This is a genomic window from Micromonospora sp. NPDC049580 (assembly GCF_040675595.1).
Taxonomy (GTDB): Bacteria; Actinomycetota; Actinomycetes; order Mycobacteriales; family Micromonosporaceae; genus Micromonospora.
Map to the genome: position 1 here is coordinate 1 of NZ_JBFAPG010000170.1, position 11,158 is coordinate 11,158.

Consider the following 11,158-nt stretch of genomic DNA (forward strand, 5'->3'; position numbering starts at 1 on the left):
ACGAGGCCCCCTCCCGCACCGGGCGGGGGCCTCGTCGTCAGATCTGGTGGGTCCAGGCGACGAAGAGCAGCGCCCCGGCCACCGCGATCAGCAGCGTGACCGGTATCAGCCACGCCGGAGCGCGCTCCCCGTCGAGACGTCGGGTCAGCCGCTGGTGCACGGCGGCGATGCCGATCAACGCGAGCAGGGCTGCGGCGGCCATCGGCAGGCCGACGAGGAAGTGCGCCAGCCACGCACCGGCCCGGGTCGGGCCACCCCAGGAGTGGTCGTACGGACCGCTGTCGACGATGCCGTACAGCACGCCGCGCAGCACCATCAGCAGCTCGACGCCGAGTGGCACGAGGGCCACGACGCCGAGCAGCAGACTGAGCAGCCCGTGGCCGAGCACCGCGACCGGGCCGGGCCGCCGGCCGGTTGCGGGCGTCGGCGGCGCTCCGAGCAGCCCGGTACGCAGGGTCCGCCACCGCGCGGCGGCGGCACCGGCCCCACCCACCGGGGCGGTCACCAGCGCGAGCAGGGCGACCGGCGCCAGCGTCGCGCAGTAGGCGAGGCTGCGGCCGGCCAGGCGGGCGGTCCGGTACGGCCGGGAACGGATGGTCGGGTGAGCGGTGGCGGTGGCGGACACGGCGTCTCCTCGGGTTGAGCGTGCCGCGACGCTACGGGCGCGGCCCGCCCTGCCGAGTCACCCCGCGGAGCCACATTGGTGCTGGCACCGCGGGGTGAGAAGCCGTCCCCGGGTACGACGAAAGGGGCGGCCCGCCGAAGCGGACCGCCCCTTTGCGGTACTTCGTTACGTCAGATCCGGCTGCCGGTGGCGGCGTGGAAGACGTGGCTGCGGCCGGTGCGCGGCTTGACGAACACGGTGTCACCCATGTTCGGCATGGTGCGCCGGTCGGTGCGGACGACGAAGCGCTCCGAGTTGCCACCCAGCGCGGCGTGCCCGTAGACGTTGGCGTCCGAGCCGAGGTCCTCGACCAGCTCGACGACGACCGGCATGCCGCCCTCGGTCGGGCTGACCAGGTCGCAGTCTTCCGGGCGGAAGCCCACGGTCACGTTGCCGTCGCCACCCTCGGCGCGGGCCGCGGCGACCTGCTCGCGGGTCAGCGGGATGTGCAGCTCGGCGAACTCGGCGCCCTGCTCGTTCAGCGGAACGGTCTTGATGTTCATGGCGGGGGAGCCCATGAAGCCGGCGACGAACACGTTGGCCGGGGTGTCGTACAGCGCCCGCGGGGTGTCCACCTGCTGGAGGACACCGTCGAGCAGCACGGCGACCCGGTGGCCCATGGTCATGGCCTCGACCTGGTCGTGCGTGACGTAGACCGTGGTGACGCCCAGCTTGGCCTGCAGCGAGGCGATCTGGGTACGGGTCTGCACCCGCAGCTTGGCGTCGAGGTTCGACAGCGGCTCGTCCATGAGGAAGACCTGCGGCTCGCGGACGATCGCCCGGCCCATCGCGACACGCTGACGCTGACCGCCGGAGAGCGCCTTCGGCTTGCGGCTGAGGTACTCCTCCAGCTGGAGCAGCCCGGCCGCCTCCTTGACCCGCCGGTCGATCTCCGACTTGGAGGTCTTGCGCAGCTTGAGGGCGAACGCCATGTTCTCGTACACCGTCATGTGCGGGTAGAGGGCGTAGTTCTGGAAGACCATCGCGATGTCGCGGGCCTTCGGGGGCAGGTGGGTGACGTCGCGCTGGTCGATGTAGATCGAGCCGGCGTCCACGTCCTCCAGGCCGGCGAGCATGCGCAGGCTGGTGGACTTGCCGCAACCGGAGGGGCCGACGAGAACGAGGAACTCGCCGTCGCCGATCTCGAGGTCCAGCTCGTTGACGGCGGGACGCTCGGTGCCCGGGTAGATCCGGGACGCCTTGGAATAGGTGACCGTAGCCATGGTGGTGCGCTTCCTTTCACCGGCAGGAACGTGCCGGACGATCCGAGTGAAGGAGCGACCGGCACGTACCCGTGCCGGTCAGCGGACGGCGGTCGGCCGCGGGGGCGGCCGTGGTGTCGTCCGTGTCACTGCACGGTAAACGGGTTTCCCCGTGCTGCCAAGGCGAGCGGCCCGCGGAGGTGATCCGTTGCCCACGCATTCCGGGCACTCGGGCACGGGCAGGCATCAATCGACGTCTCCTCGAGGCGACGGGCGTCGGGTTGTTGACGTTTCCCATGCTCGGGAGCCCTCGCGATCGGGATATTCAGACGTCAGTCGCTATGCTGACCTCGACGCACGCGCCCCTGTAGCTCAGCTGGCCAGAGCACTCGCCTTGTAAGCGAGATGTCGCCGGTTCGATCCCGGCCGGGGGCTCCGAATATTTCGGCGGTCCGGCCGTCCCCCGACGGCTCGTCGGCAGGGCATCGATGGTTGGCCACTCCTATAGTTCGGGTATCACCGACCGTCGAGGAGTCGCATGGGCCCGGTCGTCGCTATCGCCGGTAGTGCGCAGGCGGGCCGCTCCTACTCGCCCGCCATCCGCGACCCGGAGGGTGCGGCTGCCGCGGCGGCCGAACTGGGTGCGGCACTCGCCAACCAGGGCTGCCGCATCGTCGTGTACTCCGGCGATCCCGAGTACCTGGAACGGGACGTCGTGCGCGGCTACATCCGTACCGGCCGGGCGATGCCCGGGTCGATCCTGGTCCGTGGTCGGTACCAGCAGGACGTGGACTTCGAGGAGGTCCAGCGGCACCCGGAGCTGTTCACCGTCGTGCCCGAGTCGACCGACGACTGGGAGGTCAGCTTCTACCGCTCCCTGCTGATGGCCGACGCGTTGCTGCTGGTGGGCGGCGAACGCTCCACGTTCATCGCCGGGCTCATCGGACTGTCCCGGCGCATCCCGGTCGCCGCGGTCGCCGCGTTCGGCGGAGCCGCGGAGAAGGTCTGGCAGCGCCTCAGCACTGAGCGTGGCGTCGCCACCGAGGAGGAGGTGGCCCTGCTCGCCCGACCGTGGCAGCCGGGCGCCGCCGAGCCGATCGTCGCCGCGCTCTGCGCTCAGGTGCAGCGCCGCACCGAGCAGGAACGCGCCTCCCGCGAGGCCGAGCGGGCTGCCGGGCGGCGTACGGTGGCGGGCCTGGTCACCGCGCTGGTCCTCCTGCTGCTCGCCCTCGCCACGATCCCGCTGGCGTACGCCGCTCCGACCGGCGGATGGCAGAACGTCGCGGTTCTCGTGGCCGCCCCGCTGTTCGCCTCGGTGTGGGGTGCGATCGTGCGTAACGCGTACGACGGCAGTGGCAACTGGCTGCGGGCGGCGGCGTTGGGCTCGGCCGCCGGTGTGATCGCCTTCCTGCTGTTCGTCGCGGCGCAGCTCTCCACCAACCCGGGCCTGCTCGACGGTGACGCGGCGCGGCAGTTGGTCTTCTTCGTCCTGGCCATCGGGTTCATCGGCGGGTTCACGTCCGAGGTCGTCTACGCCAAGCTGCGCGACCAGGACGTGACGCAGACGTCGGTTCTTCCGCCGGGCGGCCTGCGGTGAGCCGGGCTGTGGAGGAGTCCAACCGGGCGATGCTGCGTGCCCGCGACGCGATGGACCGGGCGTACGCCGAGCCGCTGGACATCCCAGCGTTGGCCCGGATCGCGTACGTCTCCGAGGCGCACTTCATCCGGACGTTCCGGGCCACCTTCGGCGAGACGCCACACCGCTACCTGCAACGCCGCCGCGTGGAGCGGGCCATGGCGCTGCTGGTGGAAACGGGCCGGGACGTGACAGACATCTGCTACGCGGTCGGCTTCGGCAGCTTGGGCACGTTCAGCCGGACGTTCCGGCAGATCGTGGGGGAGTCCCCCTCGGATTTCCGGCGTCGCCGCGCGGCGGCGGGCAACGTGCCGTCCTGCTTCACCAAGGCCTGGACGCGTCCCAGCAGTTTTGGATAAGCAGCAGGTCAGGGCCACCCTCTACGGTCGTGGCATGACGATGAACGCGATCAGCCGCTCCCAGATCTACGTCCTCGACCAGGACCAGGCGCTTGACTTTTACGTCAACAAGCTCGGCATGGAGGTCAACACCGATCAGGACCTCGGCTTCATGCGCTGGTTGACCGTGAACCTGCCCGGTGACCCGGAGCGCGAGATCCTGCTGGAGAAGCCGGGCCCGCCAGCCATGGACCCGGCGACGGCCGAGCAGGTGCGGGAGCTGCTCACCAAGGGTGCCCTGGGTGGGTACCTGTTCATGACCACCGACGACGCCCACAAGACCCACGAGGAGCTCGTGGCGAAGGGCGTCGAGATCACCGACGAGCCGACCGAGCGCCCGTACGGGATCGACTTCGGCATCCGCGACCCGTTCGGCAACAAGATCCGCATCGGCCAGATGTTCCCCCGGGCGTAGCGCCAAGATCAAGAAACCGGAAGGCGCGGGCCAGTCCCGCGCCTTCCGGTGTGTTTGGGTGTACGGCATGCGAACGCGGCTGTTGTACCTGACCCGACATGGCGAGCAGGACCTGACCGGGCACGCCGACACGGACTCGACCGAGCCGGATTCCGGCCTGTCCGAGCGCGGCCGGCGGCAGGCCACGCTGCTCGGTGAGCGCCTGCGGGGCCGGTCGTTCGCCGCCGTGCACCACGGGCCGTTGCGCAGGGCCGCGCAGACCGCCGAGGTGGTCGCCGCAGCACTGCCCGGCGTTCCGGTGTACGCCACGGAGCTGGCCGGTGACCACCTCCCCCACGACACGGACCCGGCCGGCCTGCCGTCGGCGTACGCCAATTTCCTGGCCGGATTCTCGACGGCCGAGCGGGCCGACGGGCCGCGGGTGACGGCGGCGGCGGTGCGGCGCTTCACGGGTCCGGTGGCCGCCGACGAGGGAGCAGCCGAGGGCGAGCCGGTTCGTGAGCTGGTGGTGACGCACACCTTCCTGATCGCCTGGCTGGTCCGGCATGCCCTCGACGCGCCGGAGCGGCGGTGGCTGGGTTTGAACCACCACAACGCGGGGTTGACCGTCATCCGGTACGGCCCGGCCGGGCCGCCGAACCTGATCACCGTCAACGACGTGGCGCACCTGCCGGCGGAGCTGCGCGGCACCGGCCTGCCCCCGGACTACCTGGTCTGAGCTGCCGGTCGGTCAGCCGGTGACCCGCAGCAGCAACTCGACGAGCGCACGGGTGGCCGGCGGCGGCGCGGGATCGGCGGGGCAGTCGACGTACCCGGTCTCGACGACGCCGACGGTCAGGCGGTAGCTGAACGCGTCCGCGCAGCTCGTCGCGGTGGCCGTGCGGCGGGCCTCGGTGGTCAGTCGGGGGTCGGCCGCCAGGCCGCGGAACCGGCCGAGGTCGGCGGCGGCGAGTTTTCCGTTACGACGGCTGCCGGCCCGGTCCACGGCCGTCCACCGGCCGTCCGGTTCGACTGTCACGGTGTCGCCGCGTCCGGCGAAACCGCCCGAGCGGAACAGCGTCACCCGCCCGGCCGCGGCGTCGGTGGCACCCGGTCCAGGCGGCACGGGCCCGGTCGGCGCGGTGCCGGTCGGCGCGGTGCCGTTCGGAGCGGTAGGTGTCGCGGTCGCTGGCGGCGGGGTGCCGGTGGCCGCTGGTTGGTCGGCGGGGCTGGCGGCCCGGTCGGTGCCGGTGCAGCCGGCCAGGAGGGCGGCCAGGAGCGCGATCGTGACGCCGGTCGTCGAGGCGGGTCTCATGTCCGTCGGACGTGCCGTTGCCAGCGTTGGTTCCCCTGTCAAGGCCCTCATCCGTTCGGCCAGTCTCAATGTCTGCGAGCGGTCCAAGCCTTCTCTTTTCTTGAACACATCGCTATATCTACATGCGTGACCACCCCCGTCACACCCTTTCTCCTTTCAGGAGGGCACGTGAAACGACCCCTCGCGGCCGTCAGCGCAGCGCTGCTCACCAGCGGCCTGTTGACCTGCGTCGCCACCGCGGCGCACGCCGCCCCACCCACCGCTCCCGCGCCGGACGCCTCCGCCGCGGCCCGAGCGGCGACCGTCCTGCAGACGAACCCCGGCGCCGTCCAGGGTTCGAGCGCCGAGTCCTACCAGGTGCTGAGCACCAAGGTGGACGCCACCGGCGCAGCGCACACCCGCTACGCCCGGACCTACCAGGGACTCCGGGTGTACGGCGGTGACTTCGTCATCCACACCGCGCCGAACGGCACCTACGCCGGCAGTTCGGTCGGACTCGCCGCACCGCTGACCCTCCCCACCACGGCCCGGGTCACCGCCGCCGCGGCGAAGAAGGCGGCCCGCGCCGGGTTCAGCGGCAAGGCCGAGACCGTGGGCGCTGCGGAACTGTTCGTCGACGCCAGCTCCGGCAAGGGCCGGCTGGCCTGGGAGACGGTGGTCAGCGGCTGGCAGCCGGACGGGCAGACGCCGTCGCGGCTGCATGTGATCACCGACGCCACCTCCGGCGCGACCATCGGGTCGTTCGACGAGATCGAGTCGGTGGTCGGCAGCGGCCAGGGCATCTACACCGGCGCGGTCAGCATCGATACGACGCTCTCCGGCAGCACGTATCAGATGATCGACCCGTCGCACGGCAACGGCCGCACCTGCGACATGAACAACGGCACCTCCACCTGCACCACCTTCACTGACGCCGACAACGCGTGGGGCACCGGCGCCAACTCCAACCGGCAGTCGGCCGGCGTGGACGCCCACTTCGGTGCGGCGAAGACCTTCGACTACTTCAAGAACGTCCACGGCCGCAACGGCATCTTCGGCAACGGCAGCGGCGTGCCCAGCCGAGTGCACTACGGCAACAACTACGTCAACGCGTTCTGGGACGGCGCCCAGATGACCTACGGTGACGGCTCCAGCAACTCCCGCCCGCTGGTCTCGCTGGACGTGGCCGGGCACGAGATGAGCCACGGCGTCACCGAGGCGCTGGCTGGCCTGGTCTACTCGGGTGAGTCCGGTGGCCTCAACGAGTCCACAAGCGACATCTTCGGCAACATGATGGAGTTCTACGCCGCCGCGCCGAGCGACCCGGGCGACTACCAGGTCGGCGAGAAGATCAACATCAACGGCAACGGCACGCCGCTGCGCTACATGTACAACCCGTCGCTGGACGGCTCGTCCGACAGCTGCTGGTCCACCAGCACCAAGAACAAGGACGTGCACTACTCCTCCGGCGTCGGCAACCACTTCTACTTCAACCTCGCCGAGGGCACCGGCGCCACCTCGTACGGCACCTCGCCGGTCTGCGGCTCCGCCCCGGCGGTGACCGGCATCGGCCGCGCCAAGGCGGAGAAGATCTGGTACCGGGCCCTGGACGTCTACTTCACCTCCAACACGACGTACGTCAACACCAGCAACCCGGCGAACACGGCGCGCGCCTACAGCCTGCGGGCCGCGACCGACCTGTACGGCAGCTGCTCGACCGAGTACAAGGCCGTGCAGGCCGCCTGGACGGCCGTGAACGTGGCCGGCAACGACGCACCCTGCTCCACCGGCAACGACTTCTCCGTGTCGCTGTCGCCGACCGCCGGCTCGGTGAACCCGGGCAGCGCGGCCTCCACCACCGTGTCGACCGCCACCACCAGCGGTACGGCGCAGACCGTGACGTTCTCCGCGTCCGGCCTGCCCAGCGGGGCGAGCGCCGCGTTCAGCCCCGCCTCGGTGACCTCGGGCGGCTCGTCCACCCTCACCATCAGCACCTCGGCGAGCACCCCGCCCGGCACCTACTCGGTCACCGTGAACGGCGCGGGGTCGGTCACCCGCAGCGCCACCTACACGCTGACCGTGAACGGCACCGGGGGCGGCTGCACCGCGCCGGGGCAGAAGCTGGCCAACCCGGGCTTCGAGTCCGGCGCGACCGGCTGGACGGCCAGCTCCGGCGTGATCACCACCGACAGCGGCCAGGCGGCCCACGGCGGGTCGTACAAGGCATGGCTGAACGGGTACGGCACCAGCCACACCGACACGCTCGCCCAGTCGGTGGCCCTCCCGTCGGGCTGCTCGTCGTACACGGTCAGCTTCTGGCTGCACATCGACTCGGCCGAGACCACCACCACCGTCGCGTACGACAAGCTCACGGTGCAGGTGCTCAACTCGGGCGGGACGGTGCTGGCCACGCTGGCGACCTACTCCAACCTGAACAAGGCCACCGGCTACAGCCAGAAGTCCTTCTCGCTGGCCGCGTACGCCGGCCAGACCGTCAGCCTGAAGTTCACCGGCGTCGAGGACTCCTCGTTGCAGACGTCCTTCGTGGTCGACGACACCGCTCTCAACGTCTCCTGATCTGACCTGACCTGACCGACAGCCGGGCCCGGCGGCCATCCTCAACGGTGGCCGCCGGGTCCGCGCCGTCATGTCTCTGGCAATCTTGGACAGTTGCCGTCAGCTCCTGACGGAAACTGTCCAAGATTCGCTTCAGCGTGGAATTCGGGGTGAACGTGTCGGACGCGGAACTGACAGTCGCGGTGACCGGACCGGTGGCGACCGTGGTGATCCACAACCCGGCCCGCCGCAACGCCATGACGGCTGCCATGTGGCGGCAGCTCCCCGAACTGCTCGACCGGCTGGAGCCCGACCCCGACGTACGGGCCCTGGTGCTCACCGGCGCGGGCGACGCCTTCTGCGCCGGCGCCGACCTCGGCGACCTGGCCGAGCTGCTGGACGCCGGCGACACCAGCATCGCGGTGGCCGCCGAGGAGCGGCTGGCCGGCTTCGCCAAGCCGACGATCGCGGCGATCCGGGGCGCCTGCGTCGGGGGTGGCGCTCAGCTCGCGGTCGCCTGTGACCTGCGGATCGCCTCGGATGACGCCCGCTTCGGCGTACCCCCGGCCCGGCTCGGGCTGGTCTACCCCGCGCTGACGACGCGGCGGCTGGCCCGGCTGGTCGGCCCGTCGGCGGCGAAGCACCTGCTGTTCACCGCCGATCTGATCGACGCCGACCGCGCCCTGCGGATCGGCCTCGTCGACGAGGTGCTGCCGGGCGACCGGCTCGCCGCACGGGTGGACGACCTCACCGCCACGATCGCCCAGCGGTCGCCGCTGAGCGTCGCCGCTGCCAAGGAGATCGTCGACGACCGGGCCGGACCGGCACGGATCGCCTGGTGGCACCGGAAGGTGGCGGACAGCGGCGAGGCCCGGGAGGGCGTGGCGGCAATGGCGGAGCGCCGGGCACCCCGCTTCGCCTGGCGAGCGCCGACCGAGCGCTGAAGCTCGTCGCCTACGCCTCGTCGTCGCCGTACGCCGACGAGCCGAGACTCCTCACGCTCGACATGGCCTCGTGCCTGTTCGAGGCGAGCGTCGATCTGGCCCACCTCCTGCCGGACCCGCCCGACCCCGTCGAGTTGTACAACCGCTTCATGGGCTTCGCCCGCCAATTCGTCATCGGTACGCCCCGCCGGCCAGGTCGCCGCAAGTGGTTCGAGCCCTAGACGAGTAATTCCTAGCCTTTGGGGCTGTGGGCGCAGCGGGCGGCCAGCGGTGACCCTCGGTCACCTCGGTGGGGGCGGATGCGGTGGTAAGCGGTATACCTCAGAGTCATATTCATACCTCTGAGGTATACCGCTCAACAGCACATCGACACGGCGGGCAGCCAAAGTGGATGGCCAGAGCCCTTCGCCGCAGCCACCGCGGACCCATCCATTGCGAAACCTCGATCCCGGCTGGTGTCGGGGCGGGGCGGTACGGCAGGCTGTCCGTCGTGCAGCGTGATCGGTTGCTTGCGGGCCGCTACCGGCTCCTGGAGCGCCTCGGCAGCGGCGGCATGTCCGCGGTCCACCGGGCGTACGACGAGGTGCTCGAACGGGACGTGGCGGTGAAGGTGCTCGTCGCCTCGGACGCCAACGCCCGACAGCGGATCCGGGCCGAGGCCAAGGCGGCGGCCCGGTTGTCGCACCCGTACGTCACAGGCGTCTACGACTTCGGTGAGTCGGTCGTCGACGGCGTCCAGGTGCCGTTCGTGGTGCTGGAACTGCTCAACGGCGTCACCCTCGAACAACGGTTGGCCGCCGGTCCGCTGCCACCCCGCGCCGCGCTGCGGGTCTGCGCCGAGGTGGCCACGGCACTCGCGGCCGCGCACGCCCAGGAGCTGGTGCACCGCGACGTGAAACCGAGCAACGTGATGCTCACCCCCACCGGCGCGAAGGTGCTCGACTTCGGTATCGCGGCGGCCGTCGGCGACCCCGAGATCGACTTCGATGGACGGCTGCTCGGTACGCCCGCCTACCTCGCCCCGGAGCGCCTGGCGGCCGGCGAGGTCCTGCCGGCCTGCGACGTGTACGCCCTCGGCCTGCTCCTGCACCGGACGCTCACCGGTCGGCTGCCCTGGGCCACCGAGGCGCAGACCGCGATGCTCCGTGCCCACGTCCACGTCGAACCCGACCCGTTGCCCGAGATCGACGGAGTCCCCGCCGAGATCCACCGGCTCTACCGCTGGTGCCTGGCCCGCGATCCCGCCGACCGGCCCTCGGCCGCCGACGCGGCCCGCATCCTGCTCGGAGCTGCCGCCGGGACGGCGACGGCGGATGTAGCCGCAGCCGCGGGCGGAGCGACCGAGGGCGGGCCGGCGGCTGACGAGGATGAGCCGGTCGACGACGGGCCGTCCGAGCCCTCCGCCGGTGTCACCGCCGACCCGACCGATGCCTCCCAGCGACACCCCTGGCGTCGGCGTCGGGTGGCGCTTGCGGTCGGCGGCGCGGTGATCGCCGCGGTGGCGGTGGCCGGGTCGCTGGGCGACTACGGCACCCGGCAGCACGACGGGCCCATTCCACGAACCGGCATCGGCACGGGTGGCACCACCACTGTGGGGCTGCCGCAGACCGTTGCGCAGCCCGAACCGTCCGCCGCCCGTCCGCCGGCCGGCCCGTCGGCCCGGAACACCCCGGCCGTTCCCCGGACCAGCCCATCGACGGGTTCGGGCGGAAGGTCCACTCCGGCACCGACCCCGTCCAGGCCGACGCCCACACCCACGCCCACCGACCCTGCGGTGGTCACGGTGCAGGCCCAGGGCGGAACGGTCACCGTCCGCTGCCTCGGGGGATCGGCCGAACTGCTCACGGTGACGCCCGCGTCGGGCTATCGGGCGGCGCCCTACGACCCCGGCCCGGCGAAGCAGGTCCAGGTCGAGCTGACCTCGGCTGAGCACAGCAGCGAGATCCGTGTGCACTGCGCGAGCGGCCGCCCGAAGCCGAAGGTCAAGGAACGCGACGTCTGACCCGGGGGCCGGCGGGTGCCGCGCCGGGGCGTACCCCGACGCGGCCCCCCGTTCCCGCCGGCCGGTCG

The 11,158-nt window shown here is 71.5% G+C and carries 11 protein-coding genes and 1 tRNA gene; 9 read left to right on the top strand and 3 right to left on the bottom strand.

The window, feature by feature from the left end:
• Nucleotides 1-37 precede the first annotated feature (37 nt).
• Both AB0J68_RS16095 and ugpC read right to left on the bottom strand, forming a co-directional pair.
• Nucleotides 38-625, bottom strand: a complete 588-nt coding sequence (locus tag AB0J68_RS16095) for a hypothetical protein (protein ID WP_355064361.1) — start codon at nt 623-625, stop codon at nt 38-40.
• Between the two features lie 170 nt (nt 626-795).
• The gene (gene ugpC, locus AB0J68_RS16100) at nt 796-1,887 is read right to left on the bottom strand and encodes a sn-glycerol-3-phosphate ABC transporter ATP-binding protein UgpC (RefSeq protein ID WP_354857386.1); all 1,092 of its coding nucleotides are present in this window, start codon (nt 1,885-1,887) and stop codon (nt 796-798) included.
• A gap of 340 nt (nt 1,888-2,227) precedes the next feature.
• Here ugpC and AB0J68_RS16105 point away from each other — a divergent pair.
• From AB0J68_RS16105 to AB0J68_RS16125, 5 genes are all read left to right on the top strand, one after another.
• Nucleotides 2,228-2,301, top strand: a tRNA-Thr gene (locus AB0J68_RS16105).
• Between the two features lie 103 nt (nt 2,302-2,404).
• A complete protein-coding gene (locus AB0J68_RS16110) occupies nt 2,405-3,463 on the top strand; it encodes a hypothetical protein (protein WP_363939117.1) in 1,059 nt (352 codons plus the stop codon).
• Nucleotides 3,460-3,861, top strand: a complete 402-nt coding sequence (locus tag AB0J68_RS16115; protein WP_355064370.1) for an AraC family transcriptional regulator — start codon at nt 3,460-3,462, stop codon at nt 3,859-3,861. Before AB0J68_RS16110 ends, AB0J68_RS16115 begins: the two co-directional genes overlap by 4 nt.
• 34 nt (nt 3,862-3,895) lie before the next feature.
• The gene (locus tag AB0J68_RS16120; RefSeq protein WP_354857380.1) at nt 3,896-4,315 is read left to right on the top strand and encodes a VOC family protein; all 420 of its coding nucleotides are present in this window, start codon (nt 3,896-3,898) and stop codon (nt 4,313-4,315) included.
• A gap of 67 nt (nt 4,316-4,382) precedes the next feature.
• The gene (locus AB0J68_RS16125; protein WP_363939119.1) at nt 4,383-5,033 is read left to right on the top strand and encodes a histidine phosphatase family protein; all 651 of its coding nucleotides are present in this window, start codon (nt 4,383-4,385) and stop codon (nt 5,031-5,033) included.
• A gap of 12 nt (nt 5,034-5,045) precedes the next feature.
• Here the strand turns inward: AB0J68_RS16125 and AB0J68_RS16130 are convergent, their stop codons facing one another.
• Complete coding sequence (locus AB0J68_RS16130; RefSeq protein ID WP_363939121.1) at nt 5,046-5,609, bottom strand: hypothetical protein; 564 nt, start codon at nt 5,607-5,609, stop codon at nt 5,046-5,048.
• Nucleotides 5,610-5,777: 168 nt separating this feature from the next.
• Here AB0J68_RS16130 and AB0J68_RS16135 point away from each other — a divergent pair, with 168 nt between their 5' ends.
• The 4 genes from AB0J68_RS16135 (at nt 5,778) to AB0J68_RS16150 (ending at nt 11,090) form a co-directional block, all read left to right on the top strand.
• Complete coding sequence (locus AB0J68_RS16135; RefSeq protein ID WP_363939122.1) at nt 5,778-8,165, top strand: M4 family metallopeptidase; 2,388 nt, start codon at nt 5,778-5,780, stop codon at nt 8,163-8,165.
• Between the two features lie 149 nt (nt 8,166-8,314).
• A complete protein-coding gene (locus AB0J68_RS16140) occupies nt 8,315-9,088 on the top strand; it encodes an enoyl-CoA hydratase/isomerase family protein (protein ID WP_363939126.1) in 774 nt (257 codons plus the stop codon).
• 62 nt (nt 9,089-9,150) lie between these two features.
• Nucleotides 9,151-9,309, top strand: coding sequence for a hypothetical protein (locus AB0J68_RS16145; RefSeq protein ID WP_354857371.1), 159 nt, complete (start codon nt 9,151-9,153; stop codon nt 9,307-9,309).
• 269 nt (nt 9,310-9,578) lie between these two features.
• A complete protein-coding gene (locus tag AB0J68_RS16150) occupies nt 9,579-11,090 on the top strand; it encodes a serine/threonine-protein kinase (RefSeq protein ID WP_363939124.1) in 1,512 nt (503 codons plus the stop codon).
• Nucleotides 11,091-11,158 lie beyond the last annotated feature (68 nt).

Bases quoted from the DNA above. Each gene is read 5' to 3' on its own strand.
- AB0J68_RS16125 (WP_363939119.1), top strand. From the start codon at position 4,383: ATGCGAACGCGGCTGTTGTACCTGACCCGACATGGCGAGCAGGACCTG.
- AB0J68_RS16110 (WP_363939117.1), top strand. From the start codon at position 2,405: ATGGGCCCGGTCGTCGCTATCGCCGGTAGTGCGCAGGCGGGCCGCTCC.
- ugpC (WP_354857386.1), bottom strand. From the start codon at position 1,887: ATGGCTACGGTCACCTATTCCAAGGCGTCCCGGATCTACCCGGGCACC.
- AB0J68_RS16145 (WP_354857371.1), top strand. From the start codon at position 9,151: ATGGCCTCGTGCCTGTTCGAGGCGAGCGTCGATCTGGCCCACCTCCTG.
- AB0J68_RS16130 (WP_363939121.1), bottom strand. From the start codon at position 5,609: ATGAGACCCGCCTCGACGACCGGCGTCACGATCGCGCTCCTGGCCGCC.
- AB0J68_RS16120 (WP_354857380.1), top strand. From the start codon at position 3,896: ATGACGATGAACGCGATCAGCCGCTCCCAGATCTACGTCCTCGACCAG.